The organism is Burkholderia sp. KL41 (genome assembly GCF_057005415.2).
In genome coordinates, this window is sequence record NZ_CM174447.1 from 3,484,874 (window position 1) to 3,511,067 (window position 26,194).

Below are 26,194 nucleotides of genomic sequence, written 5' to 3' on the forward strand. Positions count from 1 at the left end.
CATGCTGCAACTCGACTTTCATCCGTCCGGCCGCCATTTCCTGCAGATTCCGGGGCCGAGCCCGGTGCCCGACCGCATCCTGCGGGCGATGAGCTATCCGACCATCGACCACCGTGGCCCCGAATTCGGCGCGCTCGGCCTCAAGGTGCTCGCCGGCATCAGGAAGATCTTCAAGACCACGCAGCCGGTGATCATCTATCCGGCGTCGGGTACCGGTGCATGGGAGGCCGCGCTGACCAACACGCTGAGCGCCGGCGACACCGTGCTGATGTACGAGACCGGCCACTTCGCGACGCTGTGGAAGAAGATGGCCGACGCGCTCGGCCTGAAGCCCGAATTCCTCGGGCTGCCGGGCATCGAAGGCTGGCGCCGCGGCGTGCAGCCCGACATGATCGAAGCGCGCCTGCGCGCCGATACCACGCACGACATCAAGGCGGTGTGCGTGGTGCACAACGAAACCTCCACCGGCGTCACCTCCGACATCGCGGCCGTGCGCCGCGCGATCGACGCGGCCGGCCATCCGGCGCTGCTGATGGTCGACACGATCTCGGGGCTCGCCTCCGCCGACTACCGCCATGACGAATGGGGGGTCGACGTGACGGTGTCGGGTTCGCAGAAAGGGCTGATGCTGCCGCCCGGCATCAGCTTCAACGCGGTATCGCCGAAGGCGCTCGCGGCGAGCGGGCACGCGACGCTGCCGCGCGCGTTCTGGGGCTGGCACGAGATCATCGAGGCGAACAGGAACGGCTACTGGCCGTACACGCCGAACACCAACCTGCTGTACGGGCTCGCCGAAGCGCTCGACATGATCCTCGGCGAAGGGCTCGACGCGGTGTTCGCGCGCCACCAGCGGCTCGCGGAAGCCACGCGCCGCGCGGTGCGCGCGTGGGGCCTCGAGATCCAGTGCGCGGATCCGGCCGTCTACAGCCCCGTGCTGACCGGCGTGATGATGCCCGACGGCGTCGACGCGGACGCCGTGCGCAAGCTGATCTACGAACGCTTCGACATGTCGCTCGGGCAGGCGCTCGGCAAGATGCGCGGCAAGATGTTCCGCATCGGCCATCTCGGCGACTGCAACGACCTCACGCTGATGGCCACGCTCGCCGGCTGCGAGATGGGGCTGAAGCTCGCCGGCGTGCCGGTTGCCGCGAGCGGCGTCGTCGCGGCGATGGACACCCTCGCATCGAACACGCACGCCCCCGCGCTGCGCGCGGCGGCCTGAGCGCCGGCGGGCAGCGCGCACGTTTCCCGCACGCCGCCCGACGCGCCCTTTCCGCTTCACGGGCGGCCGCGCGGTCGTCGCGACACGCACCGGCCGCTGCCGGCGCCCGCCCCGCTTCATCGGCACGACCCGCCTCGACGCCGGCCTCGACGCCGGCACGGGCAGCAAGCCAGACAACATCCAGGAGACGAAACATGAAGCTGTTCCGAGCGACCGGCATCGTACTGGTGATGCTGTGCGTGATGTACTTCATCACGTACCTCGATCGCGTGAACGTGAGCACGGCCGCTGCCGGGTTCGCCAAGGAATTCGGGCTGAACAGGACGGAGATCGGCCTCGTGTTCTCCGCGTTCGCGTATCCGTATCTCGTATTCCAGATCATCGGCGGCTGGGTCAGCGACCGCTTCGGCGCGCGCCGCACGCTGCTCGCCTGCGGGCTGCTGTGGGCCGTCGCGACGCTGCTCACCGGGATGGCCGGCGGCCTCGCGTCGCTGCTCGCCGCGCGCCTGCTGCTCGGGCTCGGCGAAGGCGCGACGTTCCCGGCGGCCACGTCGGCGATGTCGCGCTGGGTGCCGCGCGAGAAACGCGGCTTCGCGCAGGGCGTCACGCATGCGTTCTCGCGCGTCGGCAACGCGGTCGCGCCGGCCGCCGTCGTCGCGGTGATGGCCGTGTACGGGTGGCGCGAATCGTTCTACATCTGCGGCGTGATCAGCATCGTGTGGGTCGCGGTGTGGGCGCTCGTCTATACCGAACACCCGAAGGACCACCCGCGCATCACGCAGGCCGAACTCGACGCGCTGCCGCAACCGAAGCCGAAACCCGCCGCCGTGCCCTGGGGCCCGTTGTTTCGCCGGATGATGCCCGTCACGATCGTGTACTTCTGCTACGGCTGGACGCTGTGGCTGTTCCTGAGCTGGATTCCGCAGTACTTCCTGCACAGCTACGACCTCGACCTGAAGAAATCGGCCGTGTTCGCGTCGGCGGTGTTCTTCGCGGGCGTGATCGGCGACACGCTCGGCGGGATCGTCACCGACCGCATCCTCGCGCGCACCGGCAGCCTCAAGCGCGCACGCAGCCGGATGGTGTCGATCTGCATGCTGCTCACGCTGCTGTCGCTGTTGCCGCTGCTGTTCACGCATCACCTGTACGTGTCGATGGCGTGCCTCGCGGCCGGCTTCTTCTTCGCCGAAATGACGATCGGCCCGATGTGGGCCGTGCCGATGGACATCGCGCCGGAATACTCGGGCACCGCGAGCGGGATGATGAATTCCGGCTCCGCGCTCGCGGCGATCCTGTCGCCCGTGATCTCCGGCTTCGTGATCGACCGCTTCGGCAGCTGGGAGCTGCCGTTCATCGGCAGCATGGTGCTGATGGGCGTGGGCGTGCTGCTCGCATTCCGCATGCAGCCGGAAAGCCGCTTCGCCGACGCACCCGCCGAACAACCGGCCGCCAATCGCTCGCCGGCCTGATGCCAACGGGGCGCTGCCGCCCGCGGCGCCCGCCTTTTCCCCGACTGCAACGATGACCCAGGCTACCCACGACCTCGCCGTCCGGCTCGCCGCCGGCTGGCAACACGGCATCGCGTTCGCCGCGCTGCCTTCAGCCCTCGTCCCCGCCGATGCCGACGCCGCCTATGCGGTGCAGGCGCAACTGCTCACCGAGCGCCGCGCCGCGATCGGCGCGTGGAAGGTCGGCGCGAAACAGCCCGACGGGCCGATCCAGGGCGCGCCGCTGCCGGACGACTGCCGCCATGCGAGCGGCGTCACGCTACCGCGTGGCGCGTTCCGGCCGCTCGGCCTCGAACTGGAGATCGCGTTCCGCTTCGGCCGCGACTTCGCGCCGCGTGCGCCCGCCTATGCCGACGATGAAGTGTTCGACGGTATCGCTCAGATGGGCGCCGCGATCGAGATCGTCGCGAGCCGCTTCCGCGAATGGCCGGACGTCGCGCCGGCCGCCCAGCTCGCCGACCTGCAGAACCACGGTGCGCTCGTGCTGGGCGAGATGACCGGCTATCGCGCCGATTTCCCGTTCGCCGCGCCGGCCCCGGCGTTCACGTTCGACGGGCACGACATCGCCGGCACCGCACCTGGCACCAACCCGGCCGGCGACCCGCGCCGCCTGCTGCCGTGGCTCGTGAATCACGCGTCGCGACGCGGCATCGCGTTGCCGGCCGGCACCGTCGTCACGACCGGCTCGTACACGGGCATGTATTTTCCGCGGGCCGCGGGCACGGCCGTCGGCCGCATCGCGGGGCTGCCGCCCGTCAGCGTCACGCTCACCTGATCCCTCGCCCGATCCTCGCCCGATCCGTTCCCACCCGATACCGACCGCCGCCATGACATCCGCCGTCTCGCCTTCGCTGGTTCGCCCCGTCCATCTCGTGCCGTCGCAAGGCGCCGCGCTGTCGCCGCTGTTCGAGCGGCTGCGCCGTGAAATGCGCGGCGACGTCTACGCCGATCGCGCAAGCCGCGGTCGTTATGCGACCGACGCGTCGATCTACCAGATCATGCCGCTCGGCGTCGTCGTGCCGCGCGACCAGGACGACCTGCGGATCGCGCTCGACATCGCGCGCGACCGCAAGATTCCCGTGCTCGCGCGCGGCGCCGGCACCAGCCAGTGCGGGCAGACGGTCGGCGAGGCGCTCGTCGTCGACAACAGCAAATGGCTGAACCGGATCGTCGCATTCGACGCGCAGGCACGCACCGTCACCGTCGAGCCCGGCATCGTGCTCGATCACCTGAACGCGTGGCTGAAACCGCACGGGCTGTGGTTTCCGGTCGACGTGTCGACGGCCGCGCAATGCACGATCGGCGGGATGGCCGGCAACAACTCGTGCGGGTCGCGCTCGATCGAGTACGGCAACATGGTGCACAACGTGCTCGCGATCGACGCGATCCTCGCCGACGGCAGCGAATGCCGGTTCGGTTCGCTCGCGCAGCCCGTCACCGATCGCCGCACGCTCGACCTGCTGCACGGTGTCGAACGCATCGCGAAGCGCGAGCGCGACGAAATCGTCGAACGCGTGCCGAAGGTGCTGCGCCGCGTGGCCGGCTACAACCTCGACCTGTTCGACTGCCAGAACCCGCGCGCTTACACCGACGACGGTCACGCGAATCTCGCGCACCTGCTCGTCGGCTCGGAAGGCACGCTCGCCCATAGCCGGCAGATCACGCTGAAGCTCGCGCCGCTGCCCGCGCACAAGACGCTCGGCGTCGTGAACTTCCCGACCTTCTACCAGGCGATGGACACCGCGCAGCACATCGTGAAGCTGAAGCCGGTGGCCGTCGAGCTGGTCGATCGCACGATGATCGACCTGTCGATGGAGAACCCGGCGTTCCGGCCCGTGATCGAACGGGCGCTGGTCGGCCGGCCGCAGGCGATCCTGCTCGTCGAGTTCGCGGGCGAATCGCGCGACGCGCAACACGCGCAGCTCGACCGGCTCGCCGAACTGATGGCCGATCTCGGCCTGCCCGGCAGCGTCGTGAAGATGACCGATGCCGGCGCGCAGAAGGCGCTGTGGGAGGTGCGCAAGGCCGGGCTGAACATCATGATGAGCATGAAGGGCGACGGCAAACCGGTGTCGTTCATCGAGGATTGCGCGGTGCCGCTCGAACATCTCGCCGAATACACGCGCCGCCTGACCGACGTGTTCCACAAGCACGAGACCGAAGGCACGTGGTACGCGCACGCGAGCGTCGGCACGCTGCACGTGCGGCCGATCCTCGACATGCGGCGCGACGGCGCGACGCGCATGCGCGAGATCGCCGAAGAAGCGGCGGCACTCGTGCGCGAGTACAAGGGCGCGTATTCGGGCGAACACGGCGACGGGCTGTGCCGCGGCGAATGGGTCGCGTGGCAGTACGGCCCGCGCCTGAACGCGGCGTTCGCGGAGATCAAGAAGCTGTTCGATCCCGACAACCGCTTCAACCCCGACAAGATCGTCAATCCGCCGAAGATGGATGCGCGCGAGCATTTCCGTTTCGCGCCCGGCTATGCGGCGCTGCCGCTGCGGCCCGCGCTCGACTGGTCGGCATGGAACGTCACGCGCAATCCGCTGACCGGCGAAGAAACCGCCCCCGGCTCGGGCACCGACATCACGCACGGGCTCGCGTCGGCCGTCGAGATGTGCAACAACAACGGCCACTGCCGCAAGTTCGACGCGGGCACGATGTGCCCGAGCTACCGCGTGACACGCGACGAACAGCACGTGACGCGCGGCCGTGCGAACACGCTGCGGCTCGCGGTGACGGGCCAGCTCGGCGCCGACGGCCTCGCCGGCGACGACGTGAAGGCCGCGCTCGACCTGTGCGTGTCGTGCAAGGGCTGCAAACGCGATTGTCCGACGGGCGTCGACATGGCGCGCTTCAAGATCGAGGCGCGGCACGCGTGGAACCACAAGCACGGCACGACGCTGCGTGAACGGCTCGTCGCGTATCTGCCGCGTTATGCGCCGTGGGCCGCGCGCATGCGCGGCGCGATCGCGTTCGTCAATGGCGTGCCGGTCGTCGCGTCGTCGATCAAGCGATGGATCGGCCTCGCGCCGCAGCGCGCGCTGCCCGGGTTCGCGCGACCGTTTCTGGCGGTTACGGGGGCGGGTGCGGGTGCATCAACGCCCACGCAAACCGGTTCGGCCACCCGCGAAGTGCTGCTGTTCGTCGATACGTTCAGCAACTACCAGGAGCCGGACAACGCGCGCGCCGCGCAGGCCGTGCTCGAAGCGGCCGGCTACACCGTGCATTTCAACGTGCGCGCAGGCGCGCGGCCACTGTGCTGCGGCCGCACGTTCCTCGCGGCCGGGCTCGTAGACGAAGCGAAATCCGAGGCCAGGCGCACGCTCGATGCGCTGCGGCCGTACCTCGAACGCGGTATCGCGATCGTCGGGCTGGAGCCTTCGTGCCTGCTGTCGATGCGCGACGAGTTTCTTGCCTACGGTTTTGGCGACGAAGCCGCGAGGCTCGCGAGCCACGCGTTCCTGTTCGAGGAGTTTCTCGTGCGCGAACACGAGGCCGGCCGGTTGTCGCTGCCGCTGCACGCGATCGATGCGAACGAAGCGCTCGTGCACGGCCACTGCCATCAGAAGGCATTCGGCGCATTCACGCCGGTGCAGACGGTGCTACGCTGGATTCCGGGGCTCAAGGTATCGCCGGTCGAATCGTCGTGCTGCGGAATGGCCGGCAGCTTCGGCTATGAAGCCGAGCATTACGCCGCATCGCAGGCGATGGCCGAGCTGTCGCTGCTGCCGGCCGTGCGTGCGCGGGCGGAAGGCGCGATCGTCGTCGCGGACGGCACGAGTTGCCGGCATCAGATTCAGGACGGCGCGCAAGCGCAGGCCGTGCATGTGGCGAAGGTGCTGGCGCGGGCATTGCGAAGCTGACCGCCGCCGCGTGCGCCTCACCTCGGTTCGCCGATCCCGCCCATCAGCGTCACCAGTTGCTCGCGCAGCCACCGGCTGCCCTGATCCTGATCCGCGCTGCGATGCCAGTAGCAGAAGTATTCGAGCGCCGGCATCTCGAACGGCAGTTCGAGAATCCGCGCCGGATAACGCTGCAGCAGCCGCAGCGGTGCCGTCAGCGCCAGGTCGCCGCGCATCGCGATCAGCGGCGCGACCATGTAGTGCTGCACGCGCATCTGGATGGTGCGGCGCAACCCGAGGCGCGTCAGCTCCGCGTCGACGTGCCCGCTGCCCTTGCGACGGCTCGACACGTGGATGTGCCCCATCGACAGGTAGTCGTCCATGGTGAGCGTGTCGCCCTTGAACGGGTGATCGTCGCGGATCATGCACGCATAACGATCGCGCACGAGCAGCGCCTGATGCAGGTGCGGATCGCCGATCAGCGGCGCGTCGATCGCGATGTCGACGGAACCGTTCGCGAGCGCGGTCGCGACTTCGCGGCGATCCATCGTATAGCTGCGCACGTGCATGCCGGGCGCATGCTTCTGCAGCAGTTCGCCGAGCGCGGGCAGCAGCAGCGCTTCGGTCAGGTCGCTCATGCTCATCCGGAACACGCGCGTCGACGACGCCGGATCGAACACGTCGCCTTCGTGCGCGCTCGAATCGAGCAGCTGCATCGCCTCGCGCACACGGCCGACGATGTTCTCGGCCAGCGGCGTCGGCATCATCCCGGCCGGCGTGCTGACGAACAGCGGATCGTTCAGGGTCTTGCGCAGCCGCGCCAGCGCGTTGCTGACGGCCGGCTGCGTGAGATTCAGCACCTCGGCCGCGCGCGTCAGGTTGCGCTTGGTGTAGATCGCGTCGAATACGACGAACAGGTTCAGGTCAATCTTCGAAAGGCGCATCGCCGGATCTCCTTGCCGGCATCTTACGGCGTGCGCCACCCGCTCGTCCACGGCCCTGCGCATCCCGGCGCGACGCTCAGGCGCGCAGCGGCGGCGTCAGGTACGGCGCCGTCGAACCCGGCACGCCGTCCTTGATTTCCATCCGCGCGATCGCCTGCAGGTGCACCTCGTCCGGGCCGTCGGCGAAGCGCAGCGCGCGGCCCCAGGTCCAGAGGTCGGCGAGCGGCGTATCGGGGCTCAACCCCGCCGCGCCGAACACCTGCATCGCGCGGTCGCAGACATTCGCATACACGGTCGGCACCAGCGCCTTGATCATCGCGATTTCCTTGCGCGCGGCCTTCGCGCCGACCTTGTCGATCATCCACGCGGCCTTCAGCACGAGCAGGCGCGCCTGCTCGATCTCGATGCGCGAGCGCGCGATCCATTCGCCGACCGTGCCGTGCCGGTTCAGCGGCTTGCCGAACGCGACGCGCGACTGCGCGCGGTCGACCATCAGCTCCAGCGCGAGCTCGGCCGCGCCGATCGACCGCATGCAGTGGTGGATGCGGCCCGGCCCGAGGCGGGCCTGCGCGAGCGCGAAGCCGCTGCCTTCCTCGCCGAGCAGGTTGCTCGCCGGCACGCGCACGTTGTCGAACGTGATCTCGCAGTGCCCTTCCGGCGCGTAGTGATTGACCACCGTGATGTTGCGCAAGACCGTCACGCCCGGCGTGTCGCGCGGCAGGAGAATCATGCTCTGCTGCTGGTGCGACTCGGCATCGGGATCGGTCTTGCCCATCACGATGAAGATCTTGCAGTTCGGATGCGCGGCGTTGGTGATGAACCACTTGCGGCCGTTGATCACGTACTCGTCGCCCACGCGCTCGATGCGCGTCGTGATGTTCGTCGCATCCGACGATGCGACATCGGGCTCCGTCATCGCGAACGCCGAACGGATCTCGCCGCGCAGCAGCGGTTTCAGCCACTGCTCGCGCTGCCCGGGCGTCGCGAACATGTGCAGCAGCTCCATGTTGCCGGTGTCCGGCGCGTTGCAGTTGAACACTTCAGATGCCCAGCCCACGCGCCCCATGATCTCGGCGAGCGGTGCGTATTCGAGGTTCGTCAGGCCCGTGCCGGGCTCGTCGTCCTTCAGGTGCGGCAGGAACAGGTTCCACAGCCCTTCCGCCTTCGCGCGCTCCTTCAGTTCCTCCATGAACGACACGGGATACTGGCCCGCGTGCACTTCCTCGTTCCACTGGCGGATGCGCGGCACGATGTGTGCATCCATGAATGCGCGCACGCGGCTGCGCAGTTCTTCCACTTTCGGGGTGTAGCCAAAGTCCATGATCGACTCCTCGATTCCGTTCGTTCGGTTCCGTCAGAAGGCCGAGACACCGCCGTCGACGGCGACGGCCTGCCCGGTCAGATAAGTGTTTTCCTTCGCGCACAGCGTCAGCATCGTCGCGACGATTTCCTCGGGCCGGCCGAGCCGCTTCATCGGCGAGCCCTGCGCGAGAAAATCCTGGCGGTCGCCGATATCGCTGTCGGTGACCATCGGCGTCGTGCTGTAGAACGGGCACACCGCATTCACGCGAATGCCGTGGCGCGCGTATTCGATGGCCGCCGTCTTCGTGAGCCCGACCACCGCATGCTTCGACGCCGCGTAGGCGGCCAGCTTCGGCGCGCCGCCGAGCCCGGCCATCGACGCGACGTTCAGGATCACGCCTTCGCGCTGCGCGAGCATCTGGCGGATCTGGTGCTTCATCCCGAAGAACACGCCCTTCGCGTTCACCGCGAAGCTCAGGTCGAGATCGGCTTCGTCGGTATCGATCAGCGCCTTCATCGGCGGCGCGATGCCCGCGTTGTTGATGCCCACGTCGAGCCGGCCGAAACGCTCGGCCGCCGCGTGCACCAGCGCGGCGACGTCCGCTTCGACACGCACGTCGCAGCGCCGCGCGATCACGTCGGCGCCGGCCGCGCGCAGCGGCGCGGCCACGCGTTCCAGCGCCTCGCCGTTCAGGTCGCCGAGCGCCAGCCGCGCGCCCATCGCGGCGAGCTCGCTCGCGAGCAATGCGCCGAAGCCGCTCGCGGCGCCGGTGATCATCACGGCCTGGCCGGCGTAGCTGTCGATCTTCATCGCGCGCTCAGATGGTCAGGCCGCCGTCGACGACGATGCATTCGCCGTTCGTGTAGCTCGCCGCGTCCGACACGAGGTACAGCACGGTGCCGGCCATTTCGCGCGGTTCCGCGTGGCGGCGCAGCGGGATCTTCGCTTTCCACGTCTCGTAGATGTCCTTGTCGGCGAACAGCGCGCCCGCGAACTTCGTCTTCGTGAGCCCCGGCAGCAACGCGTTCACGCGGATGCCGAACGGCCCGCATTCCTTCGCGAACGCCTTCGTCATGTTGACGACGGCCGCCTTCGTGATCGAGTAGATGCCCTGCCGGTCGCCCGGCTGCAGTGCATTCACCGACGCCGTGTTGACGATCGCGCCGCCGCCGTGTTCCTTCATCAGCTTGCCGGCCTCGACCGACATGAAGAAGTAGCCGCGGATGTTCACGTCGACCGTCTTGTCGTAAGCGGCGAGATCGGTATCGAGGATGTGCCCGAAATACGGGTTCGCGGCCGCGTTGTTCACGAGGATGTCGAGCCGCCCGTGCTTGCCGCGGATATGCTCGAACGTCGCGGCGATGTCTTCCAGGCGCCCGACGTGGCAGGCCAGCGCCTCGGCGCGGCCGCCCGCCGCGACGATCGCGTCGGCCACGGCCTGGCAGTCGTCGAGCTTGCGGCTCGACACGATCACGTGCGCGCCCTGCTCCGCGAGCAGTTTCGCGATTTCCTCGCCGATGCCGCGGCTCGCGCCCGTCACCAGTGCGATCTTGCCCGTCAGGTCGAACAGATTCGTTGCCATGTTGCTGTGCTCCTCCATTGATGTGGTGTCGTGCCCGGCGCTGTCAGCGATGCGCGTCGATCACGCCGACGGCCATCTCGGCGAGACGCCCGGCCATCGCGCCGACGCGCAGCGCCTGCTCGCTCGATGCGTTGCCCTGCAGCGCGCGCGCCTTCACGCCCTGCGCGATCGCCGCGAGCCGGAAGAAACTGAATGCGAGGTAGAAATGCCAGTCGCTGATCGGCTCGATGCCGCGCAGCTCGCAATAACGCGCAACGATCGCCGCTTCGTCGGGAATGCCGAGTTCCGCGCGATCCTGGCCCGCGAGCCCGCGCACCTGCCCGCCCGACGGCAGCCGCAGGCACATGCAGAAGTACGCGAGATCCGCGAGCGGGTTGCCGAGCGTCGACAGTTCCCAGTCGAGCACGGCCTGCACGCGATAGCTGTCACGCGCGAACATCAGGTTGTCGATCCGGAAATCGCCATGCACCAGCGTCGGCCGGCCCGTGTCGGCCGGGCACGCCTTCGGCAGCCAGTCGATCAGCGTCTCCATCGCGTCGAGGCGCTCCGTTTCCGCCGCGCGGTACTGCTTCGTCCAGACGCCGATCTGGCGTTCGAAGTAGTTGCCGGGGCGGCCGTAGTCGGCGAGGCCCACCGCGTCGACATCGACGTCGTGCAACGCGGCCATCGTCTGCAGCAACGCGTCGTAGCACACCGCGCGATCGGCCTTCGGCAGCTCCGGCAGCGCGGGATCCCAGAAGATCCGGCCGTCCTCGAAGCTCATCACGTAGAACAGGCTGCCGATCACGTCGCGGTCTTCGCAGAGGTGATACGGATGCGCGACCGGCACCGCGGTGCCCGACAGCGCGCTCAGCACGCGGAATTCGCGGTCGACCGCGTGCGCGGATTTCAGCAGTTCGCCCGGCGGCTGGCGGCGCAGCACGTAGCGGCCGCTCTTCGCATGCAGCAGGAAAGTCGGATTCGACTGGCCGCCGGCAAACTTCTCCGTGTCGACCGGGCCTTCGAAGCCCGGCACGTGCGCTTCCAGATAGCGCGTGAGGCGGGCTACGTCGAGTTGCTGGGTAGGGTTCGTCATCGTCGCGATCGTTCGTGGGTCAGCCGTAGGTTCGCAGCGCGTGTCGTTCGGGATCCTCCAGATGCGGGATGCCGTTGAACGACGCGAGGTGGAATGCATCGGCGTTGAAGAAAAACTGCGAAAGGCTGCTGTTGCGGATCTGCAGGTTCAGCGCGATCGCGCTCGACGGCGGGGCGGCCAGCACCTGCTGCACGGTGACCGCGATCGGGCCGCCGGAGCTCACCGTCAGCACGCGCTGGCCGCCGCCGTGGCGGATGGCCGCGCGGGCATCGGCCACGCGCTGCTGGAAGTGCGCCCAGGTCTCGGGGGCCGAATCGCCGAGCTTGTCTTCCGACCAGAGCTGCAGCACCTGCCGCAGCGCGCGGAAATGCTCCTTCATCGAGCCGGCCGCGAGGCGGGAGATATCCGGGTAGTCGTGCGCGGCGGCGGCGAACAGGCCGTGGAAGTCGTATTCGTTCAGGCCGGGATGGCGGTCGATCTCCGCGCCCTCGCGGCCCATCCCGCGCAGGATCGCGTCGACCGTCTGCGCGTGGCGGTTCATCGTGCCGCAGATCACGCGGTCGAACACCAGGCCTTGCTGCGCAAAGTATTCGCCGAGCCAGACGCCCTGCTGCTCGCCCGCCGGGGAAAGCCGGTCGTAGTCGTCCGTGCCGAAGGACGCCTGCCCGTGCCGTACCAGAAAAAGTTCAGCCATCGCATGCCCGCCAGATCAGAAGGATTCAGCATAGGGGGCGGGGATGCATTTTCAAACTTTATTTTCTGAATCGGCGGGTATTCATCGGGTGAATTTCAGGCATTCCAACCGTGCGCTTGCGCCGGCTTTCGCCCGCCCCCGCCGCGGCACGCGAATTGCGGCGGGAAGCACCGTCCATTCACGACGTCAGGAGGGGTGCGATGCTCGGTACGATCCTCATCATCATTCTGATTCTGCTGCTCATCGGGGCGTTTCCGGCGTGGCCGCACAGCCGAAGCTGGGGCTACTGGCCGTCGGGCTCGGTCGGGTTGATCGTCGTCATCGTCGTGATACTCGTGCTGCTGGGTCACATCTGAGTCCGACGCCGTAGCTTCTTTACAAACGCAGGCAAGGGCGGGACATCCGTCGGCCGGGCGCGAATCGTGTCGCGCCGCGCTGTCCCCCCGCCTCCGTTCGATTGCGCCGGCCGTGCGGTAGTATGGCGACCTGACGGAACCCCCTGATGGATCTGAACGAGTGGCCATGCCCGAATTTTCTTCATCGCCCGGCGCCGGCCAGAACGCCCAGGCGCTCGTCCTCATCGCCGAGGACGAACCCGAGATCGCCGAGATCCTGACCGCCTATCTCGCGCGCGGCGGCCTGCGCACCGTGCACGCCGCCGACGGCCGCCGCGCACTGGAACTGCACCTGCAGCTCAAGCCCGACCTCGTGCTGCTCGATGTGCAGATGCCGCACGTCGACGGCTGGAAGGTGCTCGCCGAAATCCGTCATCGCGGCGACACGCCCGTCATCATGCTGACCGCGCTCGACCAGGACATCGACAAGCTCACCGGCCTGCGCATCGGCGCCGACGACTACGTGGTGAAGCCGTTCAATCCCGCCGAAGTCGTGGCGCGCGCGCAGGCGGTGCTGCGCCGCTCGATGGCCGGCGCGCGCCAGGAAGAACAGCGCGTGCTGCGGGTCGCGCCGTTCGAGATCGATCTCGAACACCACGAAGCCACGCTCGAAGTGGGCAGCGAACGGCACACGCTCGTCCTGACGCTCACCGAATTCAAGCTGCTCGCGCAACTCGCGCGCGCGCCGCGGCGCGTGTTCAGCCGCGCCGAGCTGATGGCCACCTGCCTGCCGGAAGGCGACGCGCTGGAACGCACGGTGGACAGCCACGTCAGCAAGCTGCGCAAGAAGCTGGACGACCTCGGCGTGCAGGGCGTGCCGGTCAGCGTGCGCGGCGTCGGCTACAAGCTCTGGAGCTGAGCATGAAGCTCGACGGCCTGAGCCGGCAGATCGCGCTGACCATGGCAGGCATGGTGTTCGGCGTGACCGTGCTGATGGTGCTCACCGCCACCGTCTTCTACTACATCGCGTTCAATTACTGGCCCGCGCATTTCAACACGAAGAACCTGCTGCCGACCGGGCCGGAATGGGCCTGGCTGATCGCGACCACGTCGGTCGGCCTCGCGCTGTCGGTCGCGGTCGCGGTCAATCTCGCGCGCCGCATTCTCGTGCCGCTCAATTCGGTCACCGAAAGCATTCGCCGCGTCGCGCGCGGCGATCTCGACGCACGCGCCGTCGCGGGCGACCGTTCACTGCACGAAGCCGCGCTGCTCGCCGACAACTTCAACGCGCTCGCCAGCGAACTGCAGCGCGTGACCAACGAGCAGGCACTCTGGAACGCGGCGATCGCGCACGAGCTGCGCACCCCCGTCACGGTGCTGCGCGGGCGCCTGCAGGGGCTCGCCGAAGGCGTGTTCACCCCCGACGAAGCGCAGTTCCGCAGCCTGCTCGGGCAGGTCGAAGGGCTGACGCGGCTGATCGAGGATCTGCGCGTGGTCAGCCTCGCGGACAGCGGCCACCTGAGCATCGAGATCCGCGACACCGATCTCGCGGCGGATGCGCGTGCGGTGGTCGACATGGTCGAGCCGGCGCTGCGGGCCGCCGGCCAGCATCCGGTGCTCGATCTCGACACGCGGCGCATGCGTTGCGACCCGGTGCGCATCCGCCAGGCGCTGCTGGCGCTGCTGGAAAACGCGCGCCGCCATGCGGTGCCCGGCGCGATCCGCATCCAGACGCGCATCGAACAAGGGATGTGCCGGTTGCGCGTCGGGGACGACGGCCCCGGCATCCCGGCCGATTTCGCGCCGCACGTGTTCAAGGCCTTCCGGCGCGCCGACGACACGCAGCCGGGCGGCAGCGGCCTCGGGCTCGCCGTCGTCGCGGCGATCGCCCATGCGCATCATGGCGAAGCTGTCTGCATGCCGAGCCGCACGGGCGGCACGCTGTTCGAAGTGCAGTGGCCCGACAACCTCACGCCGGCGCCGGAACACGAGCGCTTTCCGGCCTGAGGCATCGCCTTTACGGCCGACCTGGCGCCCGCCTTTACCGCGCCACGTGCGGTTCGCGCCCGACCTGTTCGAGCGGCGGGTTGAACCCGAGCACCGTGTACTCCAGCACGGACACCGTCCCTTTCCCGGCCGCGCCCTGCACGACGACCGCGCGCACCGCGCCGGCCCGGTCGAATTTCAGGCAGGTGCCGACGGTCGCGTTGCGCAGCGCCTCCAGTTCCTCGATCCGAGCGATCGCCAGCTTGCGCACCGCGCCGGACACGTACACCGGCAGGAACACCAGCGCGATGAAGATCGACACGGCATCCTTCGATACGCTGTCCAGCACCGCCTGACCCGACATCACGAGCGACAGCGACGTCGCGGCGACGAAGATCGCGAGCACGGTCGCGCCCACACCGAGCGACGAGAACCGCTCGGCCGCCTTCTTCATGCGTGCCTTCACGAGCGCGCGCGTGGTCGCGGACGGCACCAGCCATTCGCGCAACGCGCCATGGTATCCGCCGAAACCGAGGAACAGCGTCGCGACCGCGCTGATGCCGATGCTGGTGTACAGCGCATCGAAGATCATGCAGAGGAATTCGAGCACGAACACGATCACCGGCGGCCACAGCAGCAGCCGGAACGAATAGCCGTCGCGGCCGTGCCCGCGAATCCACCATTTCACCGGCGCAAGCTGCCAGAAGCGGCTCTCCTGGTGGAGCGAAAGTTCTTCGTTGTCGGTCAATTTCCCACCTGTCGGATCCTGCGCCGTGTCGGCGTCGGCCGTGAATCGGCACGGCCGCAGCCGCATTCTCCCAGATGCGCGGCGCGGCGAGAAAGGCGCCGCCGCCGGCCTCCGATTCCCGGCCGACCGACACATCATGTGCATCGCACATGCACGCGCGCTTGACCCGGCCCTTGGGATCGCCTTTATGCTGGGCGCAACGAATCGACAGCAAGGAGAGTGACGGATGAGCACGTCCACGCCCCGTTTGAACGCGTCGGCCGCCGCCGCGCGGCTCGGCGTCTCGATCAAGGCGCTGCGGCTGTACGAGCGGCACGGCCTCGTCACGCCGGAACGCACGCCGGCCGGATACCGTGCGTACGGCCCGGACGATCTCGCCCGCGCGGCCGACATCGCCGCGCTGCGCGCACTCGGCCTCGGTCTCGCGCAGGTGGCGAGCGTGCTCGACGGCGACGCGCGCAGCCTCGACGACGCACTGGCCGCTCACGAAGCGGCGCTGGACCACGGCATTCAGGATCTCGTGCGCAAGGTCGATCGCGTACACGCAATCCGCGCCGGCCTCGCGCGCGGCCGGATGCCGGCCGACGGCGAACTGACCCGGCTCGTCGACGACAGCAGCGCCGGCGTGGCATTCAGCCTGCCGTGGCCGTGGGGCGGCGAGTGGTTCGAGTGTCGCGATATCCGGCCGCTGAACTACATCATCGGCCCGCTCGGCAGCGGCAAGACGCGGCTGGCGCTCCGGCTCGCCGACGCGCTGCCCGGCGCCGCGTTCGTCGGCCTCGACCGGCTGGAACACGACGGTGCGGCGGCGCGCGACGTGCTGCGCACCGATCCTGCGTTGAAGTCGCGCGTCGACCGTGCATCGGCAGCGCTCGTCGCCCGAGGCGCGACGCCGTCGGCGGCGCTGACCGCGCTGCTCGTCGCCCTCGAAGTCGAAGGCCCGCGCACACGGGTCGTCGACATGATCGAACAGGATCTCGATCGCCCCACGCAACAGGCACTGATTGCCCGTCTGCGCGAACAGGCCGCCGCCGGGATGCGGCCGCTGTTCCTGCTGACGCGTTCGTCGGCGATCCTCGACCTGTCGGCGGTCGGCCCGCATGAAGCGATCATCCTGTGCCCGGCCAATCACAGTCCGCCTTCGCGCGTGGCGCCTTACCCGGGCTCACCCGGCTACGAAGCGGTTGCCACGTGTCTTGCGTCGCCCGAGATCCGGGCGCGGATCGCGCATCCCCCGGAAGCGGCGTAAGCGTTCGTCACGGCGCCATCCGCCCCATCCTGCGCGCCATCGCCGGGCTGACCGCATGCACCGGATCGAACCCGAAGAATTCGAGCACGTGGCGGGCGACGTCGTCGCGATCGTTGTCCGCGCAGATCATGTGGTAGCTGTTCTCCAGCACGATCCCGCGCGCGTCGGGCATCTTCGCGAGCAGGAAATCGGCCGAGCGCAGGCTCGTCAGTTCGTCCTCGCGCGCATGCAGCACGAGCGTCGCGCACGGCGTGCCGGCTGCCGCCTCGAGCGCCCAGTCGCGCATCCGGTCGACCTGGCGCACGCAAGCGAGCGGCACCCACGCATAGTGGAAACTGTCTTCGCGCTCAAACTTCTTCTTCACGATCGCGCGGATCGTCGCGTTCTTGATGCCGAACGGATCGCCTTCCTCGACGCGCATCCGCTCCGCGACACCCGGCACGCGATACAGCACATGCCGCAATGCCCGGTACCACGGTGTCGACCAGCCGTCGATGAACACCGGCGTGGCCAGCAGCGCGAGCCGGCCGCGCGCATGCTGCACGCGATGGCACAGCAGCAGCGCGACCAGCGCGCCCATGCACATGCCCGCGACATGCACGGTGTCGTACTCGTTCTCCAGCGCGCGATACTGCTCGGTCACCGCGTCGAGCCATGCCTCCGCGCGCACACCGACCAGATCCTCGGGGCGCGTGCCGTGCCCCGGCAGCGTGATCATGTGCGGTTCGCCGCCCGCGCGCCGCACCGCCTTGTGCAGCGAACCGAGATCGTATTGCGTGCCGCCGAGCCCGTGGATCAGCAGGACGCCCGTGCGGCCCGTCATGACGCGTCCCCGCTCATTCGTCCGCCGGCCACACGCGCTCGAGCTGCCAGACCCCTGCCACCACCGTCACGTCGACATTCGAGTCGAGCAACGGTGCGCCGTGATCGGTGATCGTCCGCGTGCCGCCGTCGCGCTGCACGATACGCAGCGACAGCGACGCACGATCCTCGCCGGCGATCTCCGCGTTCCAGTAGTCGCTCAACGCATCGCGGTCGCCCGGCTGCACACGTTCGAGCACGAGCGACACGCTCGCGATCTGCGCCGCGTCGACGCCGACACCGAACACGCGCTCGACGTCGCCGCTCCACTCGATCCGCCCCGATTCCGGATCGAGCACATACGCGATCTGGCCGGCGCTCGCGAGCGCGAGCTCCATGTTGTTCTGCAGGACCGCCGCATGCTCGTGCACGCGCTCGCGCGTCGTCTTCAGCGTGCTCACCGTCAGCACCAGCAGCGACGCGACCGCCAGGTAAAGCTGTGCCTCGAGCAGCGAACTGCCGTAGTGCTCATGGAACGACGCGAACGGGCCGTCGCCCTGCGCGGTCTGCTCGATCACGATCAGCGCGAGCACCAGCACCGACGACGAGCCCGCGCGGCCGCCGAGCAGCAGCGTCACCGCGACGGTCAGGAACAGCGGGATATACGTCAGCGCAAAGCCGGCGCCCGTGCCGAATTTCTTCGACGTGTCGCCGTCGAAGATCACGAGTGCGCCGATCACGAGCAGCGCGAACGCGACGATGCCGAGTACCAGGTCGAAGCGCTCGTGGTCGCCCGAGCGGTGCGCGCGAAAGCGCGACCATGACGCGAGTACCGGCGTGACCAGCAGCACGCCGACGAAATCGGACGCGGCCCACACCGACCACACGTCGAGGAACGGCGCGCCCTTGACCGCCGTGTACCACGCCGCGCCGCCGATCGCGCCGACCACGCCCGCGATCAGGCCGGCGAGGATCACCGAGCGCAGGAAATACAGCCCTTCGAGCGAGAACCGCACGCGCTGGACGAGCCATACCGCGAGCGCGGCGGCGCCGACCTCGTCGACCGTGAACAGTACCGCGTTGACCAGGCTGCCGTGTTCGATGCCGGTCAGCGCGAGCTGCCCGACCAGGAACGCGCCGGCCAGCGTCAGCCATTCGCGCATCGGCCGCAGCATGAACGCGCCGACCGTCACGCCGGCCGGCAGCCAGATGTAGCCCGTCAGCCGGACGGGGCCGTTGAACTCGTGCGAGATATAGCCGGTCGCGAGATACAGCGCCGCCCAGAGCAGCGCAGCGACGAGGCCCGGCCGCGATCGTTTGGTGTCCATCGAGAATCCCTGTGTGCTGCGCCGTGCAGGCAGACGCACCGCCGCGTCGGAAGCGGCGGCGCCTGCGGCCGGCAGGTGCGCGATGTGCGCATGATATGCGGACAGGGCAAACGGAGGAATACCGGCGGGGGAGGCACGGGAAGCCGCGGCCTCCGATCCGGCTCGCCGGGCCGGCGGCGGCGGCTTGCGCGGGCCGGCGGAAATCGCGTGTGGCGCCGGCTACCCGGCGCGTGCCGGAACGGCCGCGATCACGGCCTCACGGCCGCATGCGTCACGGATCGAACGGCCTCCCGGTTCACTCCTTTCGCCGCCACACCGAGATCGGAATGTCGCCGTTGGCACGCGGCGGAACGCGGTAGCTCAGCTCGCCGTCCTTCAATTGATAGGTTCGCGTCTGCGTTTGCCCGGCCCAGTTCGGGTACGACGCATTGCTGATGTGAAACGCCAGCGTGTGGTTCGCGGGATCGACGCTCAGCGTGCCGTAGTGGGTACTCGAGCCGAGCACGGCTTCACGGAATTCCTCCGGCGTGCCGGTCGCCTTGTCGTTCGACGCGAAGCGCGGGCGTTCCGACTTGAAGATCTGCAGCGAATAGTTCCCGTGCGCGTCGATCAGCAGCAGGCCCGCCGGATCGGCACCGAAGTCGCGGCCGATCGTGCCGTCGGGATGTTGTACGTCCGCCGCGACCAGCGTCCACGTCCCCGCGAGCGACGGCGCGGCCGAAGCGTCACCGGGAATCATCGACGCGGCCAGCAGCATGCCGGGAAAGCCTTGGCGGAATATCGAGCCGATTTTCATTCAATGTCCTTGTCGGGAAGAAGAGGGAGCAACCTCACGGACATCCGCAGCCGCGTATCCAGCCGCGTATCGCGCGCATCCCCGTGAACCGAAACGACCGGTTCACTTGATGGTAGCGACGGGAATGTGCAATAAATACGATAATTCGAAATCGACTTATAAGAAAAACCGAATCATGACGCTTCCGAATCTCGACATGGATGCGCTGCGCACGCTGATTGCCGCGGATCGGCTCGGCAGCCTCAACCGCGCCGCCGACCGGATCGGCCGCTCGCAGTCGGCAGTCAGCCAGCAGATGCGCAAGCTCGAAACGCAGATCGGCCAGCCGCTGTTTCGCCGCCAGGGGCGCGGCCTCGTGCCGACCGAAGCCGGCGAGCTGATGCTGTCCTATGCGCGCCGCATCCTCGAACTGAACGACGAGGCGGTCGGCGCGATCCGCGGCGCGGCGATTGACGGCGCCGTGCGATTCGGGCTGCCGGGCGATTTCGCCGAATCGTGGCTGCCCGTCGCGCTCGGCCGGTTCAAGCGCACGCATCCGGGCGTGCGCGTCGACATCGTCGTCGACGGCAACGGCGCGTTGCTCGACCGGCTCGATGGCGGCGAACTCGACATCGTGCTCGCGATGGGGCGCGGGCATCGCGCCGACGCCGAACACCTGGTCACGCTGCCGATGGCGTGGATCGGGCCGCAAGGCATCGACGTGCGTCCGCGTGCCGGCGCACCGCTCGATCTTGCGCTGTACAAGCCGCCGTGCCTGTTCCGCAAGGCGGGTACCGACGCGCTCGACAAGGCCGGCATCCCGTGGCGGCTCGCGTACACGACCGGCAGCCTGCAAAGCCTGTGGGCCGGCGTCGCCGGCGGCCTGGGCATTACCTCGAGAACGATGGCGGGTGTGCCGCCGGCGCTGCGGCAGCTCGGCGAGCGCGACGGCCTGCCGCCGCTGCCGTCCGTCGACGTGTGCCTCCATGCGGGCGGAGGCGATGCGCCTTCGGCGCTCGTGAGCCTGAAGCGCGTCGTGATCGACACGCTGATCGCCAATCTCGCCGATGTGCACCCGCACTCGGGCCGGCGCGCCGGATGATCGGCCACGCATGCGCGCCGGGCTCGGCGTTGCGCCCTTTGACCGGCTTCCCGTCATCGCGGATGATGCGCTGCGGGGTTCGACCTTCCCGTCGGCGCTCCCGTCCCGAACGAACGTATGAGTCCGCACGATGACACACGCAATCCGCCTGCGCCCGGCATGCGCCGCCGACCTGCCGTTCCTGCTGACCCTGCGTCGGCTCACGATGACCGTGCACCTGCAACGCGTCGGCGCGCCCACCGACGACGAAGCGCACGACCGGCGCATTCGCGCGAACTTCGACGATGCGATGATCGTCTGCGACGTCGACGACGCAATCGGCTTGCTGAAGGTGACACGCGCCGCCGACGAGTGGCACGTTCACCAGATCCAGATCCTCCCCGATCACCAGGGCCGGGGCATCGGCGAAGCCGTGCTGAACGCGTTGCTGGCCGACGCGGCGCGCGCGCACGTGCCGGTATCGCTCAGCGTGCTGCACGGCAACCCGGCGCGGCGGCTCTACGAACGGCTCGGCTTTCGCGTCGAGTCGGCAACCGACACGAGCGCGAGCATGATCTGGCGCGCGTGACGCGCGGCGTTTCGACGCCGCCGCATTACTGCGTGATCTTCGCGTCCTTCAGCAGGTTGCCGATCATCTGCGCGCTCGCCTTCTCCACCGCAGCCGCCTGCAGTTGCTGCTGCAGCGCCGGCTTCGCGGTCGCGAAACCCGGCACCTGCGTCGGCCGCTTCGCATCCAGCTTCACGATCGCCCGCACGCCGTCGACCGGGATCGAATCCTTCGTCGCGGCGCCGACCGTCAGTTTCTCGAGCGCCTGCGCGACCGGCAGCGGCAAGCCGGACGTCTTGCCTTCCGCCGCCGGCGTGTGGAAGCTCACCCACGGCAACTCGCCGCCGCTGTCGCGGCTCGGCGCGATGCTGTACTGGCGCGCCAGCCCGTCGAACGACTTGCCCGCCTTCAGCTCGCTCAGCACCGTCGCGGCCGTCACCGGATCCTGGACGATGATCAGGCGCGGCTTGTACTCGTTCTTGCCGAGCGACGCCACGAGCTCGTCGTAGCGCGCCTTGACCTGCTCGTCGGTCACCGGCTCGGGCTTCACGTTGTCGCGCAGGTAAAGCTGCACTTCGGCATTCGCCTTCGCCTGCTGCACCGCCGCCTTGACCTCGGGCTTGTCGGCATAGTTCGCCTTCTCGGCGGCCTGCTGGACCAGCACGCGCGTAATCAGCTGATTCTTGATCGCCTGGCGGACCTGCGGCGAGTCGGGTTGCCCGGACGCGCGCAGCAACGTGTCGACGTCGGCCTGCGTGATCGGCGTGCCGTTGACCGTCGCAACGGTCGCGGCGGCCGCCGGCGTCTCCGCGTGGACTGTGCCGCTCATCGCGCCGGCCAGTGCGGCGATCAGAAACAGGCGGTTCGGTGTCGTTTTCATCTTCATCGTTTCGTCACTTCGGCATAAAAAACGCGGCATGGGGCATGCCGCGCGAGTTCACCGGCGCTGCAATGCGCCGGCGCAACCCATCAGTCGATCCGGTTCATCGTCGTGGGCACGCGCAGTGCCTGCCGGTGCCGCTGTCATTGTGCCCGGAACCGCTTTTCCGCGTCGTGAGGTTTGGAACGGCCGCCCGGCGGGCGGTGAGGCGCGCGTTGCGCACGCCGCTCATGACGAACGCGTGATGTGGAAATTGCGTGGATGCGCGGTGGAAATCCCGCGAAATCGCGACGAATAATACGATGAGGCGTTCACGAGCGCGGCCGCCTGTCGACGCGGCCGCGCGTTCATCAAGGCGTCCACCGGTACACGGTGATGCTGTTGCCTTTCACATTGTTCTTCATCACCACGTACTCGCCGTTCGAGCGGCGGTACGCGCGAATGCTGTACATCGCATCGATCGCGCTGCTCGTATCCACGGTCGCGGGGCTCGCGTTGACCAGCGTCGTATCGAGAGTGCCGGTCGTCAGGTTGAACGCGTCGACGTTCGGCCACAGCGGCCCGCTGCTGCTGAACCAGTAGCCGACGAACAGATGGTTGCCCACCGCGTCGATCGATTTCGCGCCGCTGTGCGGCAGCGTGATCACCGGGTCCGGCTTCGTCGTATTGCCCGCGCTCCAGCCGTGATACACCTCGATGCGCGTGCCGATCGACGTCCAGTCGTTGGTCCCGATCGCACCTTGCGCGAGCACCATCGTGTCGCTGTCCGCGAGATAGACGATGCGCGTGAGCGGCTGGATGCTGTCGGGCACGCGGGTCGCGACACCCGGCCCCCACGACGGCTTGCCGCTCGCGTCGAAGCCGGTCAGCGGGTAGTGCGTAATCGCGCCGGTCTTGTCGAGACCGGCCCACACGCCGCCCTTGCTGTCGACGCTGAAGCCGCCCGTCACGCGCCGCGTCGTGTTGAACGCGGGGCCCGGGATCGCGCCGTCCGGAATCGCGACATAGCCGTTCGCCGCGTTGAAGTGGAAGAAGTAGAAGACCGGCGGGTTCTGGCCGGCCGCGACGAGAATCCGGTTCGCGCCCACCGACGTGAGCAGACCGAAATGCTCGTCGCGCTGCGTGTCGTTCATGTCGATGCGCGGATCGGCCGGGTACGTGAACGGATCGACCGTGTTCGCGATGAACCTGCCGCCCGCGCTGCCGCCGTACACGTGCGTGCCGCCGTAGAACAGCGCACCGTCCGTGACCGGGTCCGGCGCGGCGATGCCTTCGAAGTTCAGCGACTGCAGCGTCCACCGCAGGCTGCCGGTGCTGCTGTACGCATGAATGTCGGTCGCGCCGTTGCGGCCGAGATCCCAGCTGCCGCCCCAGGGATTGTTGAGCACGTAGAGATTGCCGCCGGTGTCCTTGCCGATCCCGACGATGCGCGTGAAGCGCTGCGCGCCGACCTGCCCCTTGATGCCCGTCGTCGTGTCGAGATAGCCGCCGCGCACGCCGAAGGTGCCGGCCAGCGCGGGCCGGCCCGACACCGTATAGCGCTTGATGTTCTGGTCCGGGCCTTCGTCGCCCACCAGCAGCTGCCCGGCCGCCGCATCGAAATACAGCGCCGACGGCTGCGACCCGGACGGCATCCGGATCGTGTTCAGCGGCGCACCGGCCGGGCTGAAGCCGACGATCGAGCCTGCGCGCTTCTGCGCCACCCACACGTTGCCCGCTGCGTCCAGCGCGAGCGCGCCCGGCTCCGATACGCCGATATCCCGCTGCCACACGCCGTCGGTGGTGAACACGCGCACGCGATTGCCGTAGAAATCGCTCGCATAAAGCAGCGAGCCGGCCGTCGCGAGCCCGGTGACGACGTCGATGCGCGGCTGGTTGGTGGCCGCGCTGATCTGGATCACGCGGTCGCGATACTTCGTCGCGCGGTTGTAGCGCCCCACCGCGCCGCTGCCGTACGTCTTGCCGGGCTGCAGCGCGACGAACAGCGAGGTCGCGTTGCCCGTGATCGCGCTGCCCTGGAACTCCGAGTGCGTGCCGATCGAGCCGACGCTCTTGCCGTTCTGGTAAATCGCGACACCGCCTTCGTCCTCGTCCCACATCGACGCCGTATAGATCACGCCTTCAGGCGCGACCCACATTGCACGCGCGACGTTGCCGACGTGGGCCGCGAGCGTGCCGTACGTGTTCGCCAGCCAGTCGGTGGTGTTGCGTGCGTGAACGGGCGGGGTAATCGCGGCGATCGCCGCGGCGAGCAGCGCGGCCTGGAACCGTTGTCTGGCGACCATGACGGATGCACTCCTGAATGGTGCGAACACTCATATGAAGGGCCGGCCGGACGGCTTGAAAGCCGCAATACGTCAATTCTTCCGCTGAAGCATCCGGCGCAGTCGGTATTACGTACGGCATGCGTTCGATCATGCGCAGCGCGAGAATAGCGTTATATAAATCGAAAAAAATTGCGGATCGTGCGCCATTGCGCTTTTCGCGGAAGCGGTTTCGACGGCGTCGCCCGTGGCGCCCCTGCGTGCCGGCGGCACGCGTGACTGCGCGACAGTGAATGGTCACTTACGCGTCGAATCGGAGATCGGGAAATTCAGGCTCGTGCCTGCGGGAATATCGCCGCCGGTTCAGCGACGATCGATTGAAACGGCGAGTGCCTGTTTCGGAGAATCGGGAAAAACCGCCGCATTCAACGCGGCTTCATTGCACCCGGCAAATCGCCGGCCTGAATCCATTGCGAATCCAGGCCGGCGATCGTCCGTTACCGCGGGGCAGGCAATGCGCCACTAACGCCGTACTGCGGCACTGCCACGCGTCAAGCCGATGCCGAAGTCTCCGGCACCTTCACCTTCATCACGCGTCCGTTGTCCGGATCGTTGTCGTCGCGCGGGGCGTCGAGCTGCCCTTCCCACTTCGCGACCACGGCAGCCGCGATCGAGTTGCCGACGGCGTTGGTGGCCGAGCGCCCCATGTCGAGGAACATGTCGACGCCCATGATCAGCAGCAACCCGGCTTCGGGCATGTTGAACTGGTTGAGCGTCGCCGCGATCACGACCAGCGACGCACGCGGCACGCCCGCCATCCCCTTCGACGTAACCATCAGCATCAGCAGCATCGTGATCTGCGTGCCCAGCGGCAGATGGATGCCGTACACCTGCGCGATGAACAGCACCGCGAACGTGCAGTACATCATCGAGCCGTCGAGGTTGAACGAATAGCCGATCGGCAGCACGAAGCTCGAGATCTTGCGGTTCACGCCGAAGCGGTCGAGCGCATCCAGCAGCTTCGGGTAGGCGGCCTCGGAACTCGCCGTCGCGAACGACAGCAGGAACGGCTCGCGGATCAGCCGGATCAGCGTGAACGCGCGCTTGCCGAGGAACGTCACGCCGGCGAGCGTCAGCACGCCCCACAGCAGCGCCAGTGCCAGGTAGAAGCTCGCCATGAACTTCGCGAACGTGAGCAGGATGCCGAGCCCCTGGGTGGTGATCGTCGACGCCAGCGCCGCGAACACCGCGACCGGCGCGAACCACATCACGGCGCCCGTGACCTTCAGCATCACCTGCGCGAGATCGTCGATCACGCCGGTCAGGCGCTTGCCCGATTCGCCGAGCGCCGACAGAGCGGTGCCGAAGAAGATCGAGAAGACGACGATCTGCAGGATTTCGTTGTTCGCCATCGCTTCCGCGATCGACTTCGGCACCAGGTGGACCACGAAATCCTTCAGCGTGAAGGCGCCCGTCTTCAGGTTGAGGGCTGCATCGGATGCCGGCAGCGGCAGGCTCAGGTGGCTGCCCGGTTGCAGGATCGTTGCGGTCAGCAGGCCGAGCAGCAACGACGTAAACGAAGCGATGAAGAACCAGCCGAACGCCTTGACGCCGACACGGCCTACCGCGCTGCCGTCGCCCATCTGCGCGATGCCGACGGTCAGCGTCGCAAATACCAGCGGCGCGATGATCATCTTGATCAGGCGCAGGAACACGTCGGACAGCAACGACACGTACCCGGCGACTTCCTTCGCCATGGCCGGGTCGGGAAAGGCGCTATGGCAGGCGTAACCCACGGCGATACCAAGAATCATCGCGACAACGATGTACTTGGTGATGTTGTGCTTCTTCTTCATTAGTAATCCAAATCACAAAGCGTATGTTGCTAACGGCTGGCTAACTTTCGCGCCCGGCTACGAATCGAAACCCACGTCTCTCTGGGTGCGACGAGTCCGCCTTCGGCGGTCGCCATGGCGGACAGGGGGGGCATTCTAACGCAAATGGCC

General features: G+C 68.1%; 23 protein-coding genes. 10 read left to right on the forward strand and 13 right to left on the reverse strand.

Going from position 1 to position 26,194, the window contains the following annotated elements:
* Position 1 precedes the first annotated feature (1 nt).
* The 4 genes from PQB87_RS33095 to PQB87_RS33110 all read left to right on the forward strand — a co-directional run bounded on the left by PQB87_RS33095 (position 2) and on the right by PQB87_RS33110 (position 6,596).
* Positions 2-1,222 (forward strand): pyridoxal-phosphate-dependent aminotransferase family protein, encoded by a 1,221-nt coding sequence (locus PQB87_RS33095; RefSeq protein ID WP_048021310.1) that lies wholly within the window; start codon positions 2-4, stop codon positions 1,220-1,222.
* 194 nt (positions 1,223-1,416) lie between these two features.
* The gene (locus PQB87_RS33100) at positions 1,417-2,691 is read left to right on the forward strand and encodes an MFS transporter (protein ID WP_489243356.1); all 1,275 of its coding nucleotides are present in this window, start codon (positions 1,417-1,419) and stop codon (positions 2,689-2,691) included.
* A gap of 52 nt (positions 2,692-2,743) precedes the next feature.
* On the forward strand, positions 2,744-3,505 hold the full coding sequence (locus PQB87_RS33105; protein ID WP_489243357.1) for a 2-keto-4-pentenoate hydratase: 762 nt from the start codon (positions 2,744-2,746) through the stop codon (positions 3,503-3,505).
* 52 nt (positions 3,506-3,557) lie between these two features.
* Entirely contained in the window at positions 3,558-6,596 is a 3,039-nt protein-coding gene (locus PQB87_RS33110; protein ID WP_489243358.1) for an FAD-binding and (Fe-S)-binding domain-containing protein, read from the forward strand.
* A 17-nt stretch (positions 6,597-6,613) separates the two neighbouring features.
* On the opposite strand, the gene PQB87_RS33115 is transcribed toward PQB87_RS33110, so the two are convergent.
* The 6 genes from PQB87_RS33115 to PQB87_RS33140 form a co-directional block, all read right to left on the reverse strand.
* A complete protein-coding gene (locus tag PQB87_RS33115) occupies positions 6,614-7,519 on the reverse strand; it encodes a LysR family transcriptional regulator (RefSeq protein ID WP_027790054.1) in 906 nt (301 codons plus the stop codon).
* Between the two features lie 76 nt (positions 7,520-7,595).
* A complete protein-coding gene (locus tag PQB87_RS33120; RefSeq protein WP_489243359.1) occupies positions 7,596-8,840 on the reverse strand; it encodes an acyl-CoA dehydrogenase family protein in 1,245 nt (414 codons plus the stop codon).
* A gap of 33 nt (positions 8,841-8,873) precedes the next feature.
* On the reverse strand, positions 8,874-9,632 hold the full coding sequence (locus tag PQB87_RS33125) for an SDR family NAD(P)-dependent oxidoreductase (RefSeq protein ID WP_059684867.1): 759 nt from the start codon (positions 9,630-9,632) through the stop codon (positions 8,874-8,876).
* A gap of 7 nt (positions 9,633-9,639) precedes the next feature.
* A complete protein-coding gene (locus PQB87_RS33130; protein WP_027790057.1) occupies positions 9,640-10,404 on the reverse strand; it encodes an SDR family oxidoreductase in 765 nt (254 codons plus the stop codon).
* Positions 10,405-10,447: 43 nt separating this feature from the next.
* The gene (locus tag PQB87_RS33135; RefSeq protein ID WP_113044750.1) at positions 10,448-11,479 is read right to left on the reverse strand and encodes a phosphotransferase; all 1,032 of its coding nucleotides are present in this window, start codon (positions 11,477-11,479) and stop codon (positions 10,448-10,450) included.
* A gap of 19 nt (positions 11,480-11,498) precedes the next feature.
* Positions 11,499-12,173, reverse strand: a complete 675-nt coding sequence (locus PQB87_RS33140; protein ID WP_489243360.1) for a histidine phosphatase family protein — start codon at positions 12,171-12,173, stop codon at positions 11,499-11,501.
* 200 nt (positions 12,174-12,373) lie between these two features.
* Here PQB87_RS33140 and PQB87_RS33145 point away from each other — a divergent pair, with 200 nt between their 5' ends.
* From PQB87_RS33145 to PQB87_RS33155, 3 genes are all read left to right on the forward strand, one after another.
* Positions 12,374-12,529, forward strand: a complete 156-nt coding sequence (locus tag PQB87_RS33145; protein WP_021158044.1) for a DUF3309 family protein — start codon at positions 12,374-12,376, stop codon at positions 12,527-12,529.
* A 166-nt stretch (positions 12,530-12,695) separates the two neighbouring features.
* Complete coding sequence (locus PQB87_RS33150; protein ID WP_027790060.1) at positions 12,696-13,427, forward strand: response regulator; 732 nt, start codon at positions 12,696-12,698, stop codon at positions 13,425-13,427.
* A 2-nt stretch (positions 13,428-13,429) separates the two neighbouring features.
* Complete coding sequence (locus tag PQB87_RS33155; RefSeq protein WP_301861974.1) at positions 13,430-14,515, forward strand: ATP-binding protein; 1,086 nt, start codon at positions 13,430-13,432, stop codon at positions 14,513-14,515.
* 34 nt (positions 14,516-14,549) lie between these two features.
* Here the strand turns inward: PQB87_RS33155 and PQB87_RS33160 are convergent, their stop codons facing one another.
* Positions 14,550-15,242, reverse strand: coding sequence for a hypothetical protein (locus tag PQB87_RS33160; protein ID WP_489243361.1), 693 nt, complete (start codon positions 15,240-15,242; stop codon positions 14,550-14,552).
* Positions 15,243-15,468: 226 nt separating this feature from the next.
* Between PQB87_RS33160 and PQB87_RS33165 the strand changes: the two genes are divergently transcribed.
* A complete protein-coding gene (locus tag PQB87_RS33165) occupies positions 15,469-16,491 on the forward strand; it encodes a MerR family transcriptional regulator (RefSeq protein ID WP_489243362.1) in 1,023 nt (340 codons plus the stop codon).
* 7 nt (positions 16,492-16,498) lie between these two features.
* On the opposite strand, the gene PQB87_RS33170 is transcribed toward PQB87_RS33165, so the two are convergent.
* From PQB87_RS33170 to PQB87_RS33180, 3 genes are all read right to left on the reverse strand, one after another.
* On the reverse strand, positions 16,499-17,314 hold the full coding sequence (locus tag PQB87_RS33170) for an alpha/beta hydrolase (RefSeq protein WP_059684860.1): 816 nt from the start codon (positions 17,312-17,314) through the stop codon (positions 16,499-16,501).
* Between the two features lie 13 nt (positions 17,315-17,327).
* A complete protein-coding gene (locus tag PQB87_RS33175; protein WP_059620205.1) occupies positions 17,328-18,620 on the reverse strand; it encodes an MASE1 domain-containing protein in 1,293 nt (430 codons plus the stop codon).
* 295 nt (positions 18,621-18,915) lie between these two features.
* A complete protein-coding gene (locus tag PQB87_RS33180; protein ID WP_222153548.1) occupies positions 18,916-19,416 on the reverse strand; it encodes a lipocalin-like domain-containing protein in 501 nt (166 codons plus the stop codon).
* 175 nt (positions 19,417-19,591) lie between these two features.
* Here PQB87_RS33180 and PQB87_RS33185 point away from each other — a divergent pair, with 175 nt between their 5' ends.
* Positions 19,592-20,497, forward strand: a complete 906-nt coding sequence (locus PQB87_RS33185) for a LysR substrate-binding domain-containing protein (protein WP_059695117.1) — start codon at positions 19,592-19,594, stop codon at positions 20,495-20,497.
* A 130-nt stretch (positions 20,498-20,627) separates the two neighbouring features.
* A complete protein-coding gene (locus PQB87_RS33190) occupies positions 20,628-21,065 on the forward strand; it encodes a GNAT family N-acetyltransferase (RefSeq protein WP_059684853.1) in 438 nt (145 codons plus the stop codon).
* Positions 21,066-21,090: 25 nt separating this feature from the next.
* Here the strand turns inward: PQB87_RS33190 and PQB87_RS33195 are convergent, their stop codons facing one another.
* The 3 genes from PQB87_RS33195 to PQB87_RS33205 all read right to left on the reverse strand — a co-directional run bounded on the left by PQB87_RS33195 (position 21,091) and on the right by PQB87_RS33205 (position 26,044).
* Complete coding sequence (locus tag PQB87_RS33195; RefSeq protein WP_489243363.1) at positions 21,091-21,930, reverse strand: peptidylprolyl isomerase; 840 nt, start codon at positions 21,928-21,930, stop codon at positions 21,091-21,093.
* Between the two features lie 344 nt (positions 21,931-22,274).
* Positions 22,275-24,209 carry an SMP-30/gluconolactonase/LRE family protein gene (locus tag PQB87_RS33200; RefSeq protein WP_489243364.1) on the reverse strand — a complete coding sequence of 645 codons (1,935 nt, stop codon included), beginning with the start codon at positions 24,207-24,209 and terminating at the stop codon, positions 22,275-22,277.
* 530 nt (positions 24,210-24,739) lie between these two features.
* The gene (locus PQB87_RS33205) at positions 24,740-26,044 is read right to left on the reverse strand and encodes a dicarboxylate/amino acid:cation symporter (protein WP_048021285.1); all 1,305 of its coding nucleotides are present in this window, start codon (positions 26,042-26,044) and stop codon (positions 24,740-24,742) included.
* Positions 26,045-26,194 lie beyond the last annotated feature (150 nt).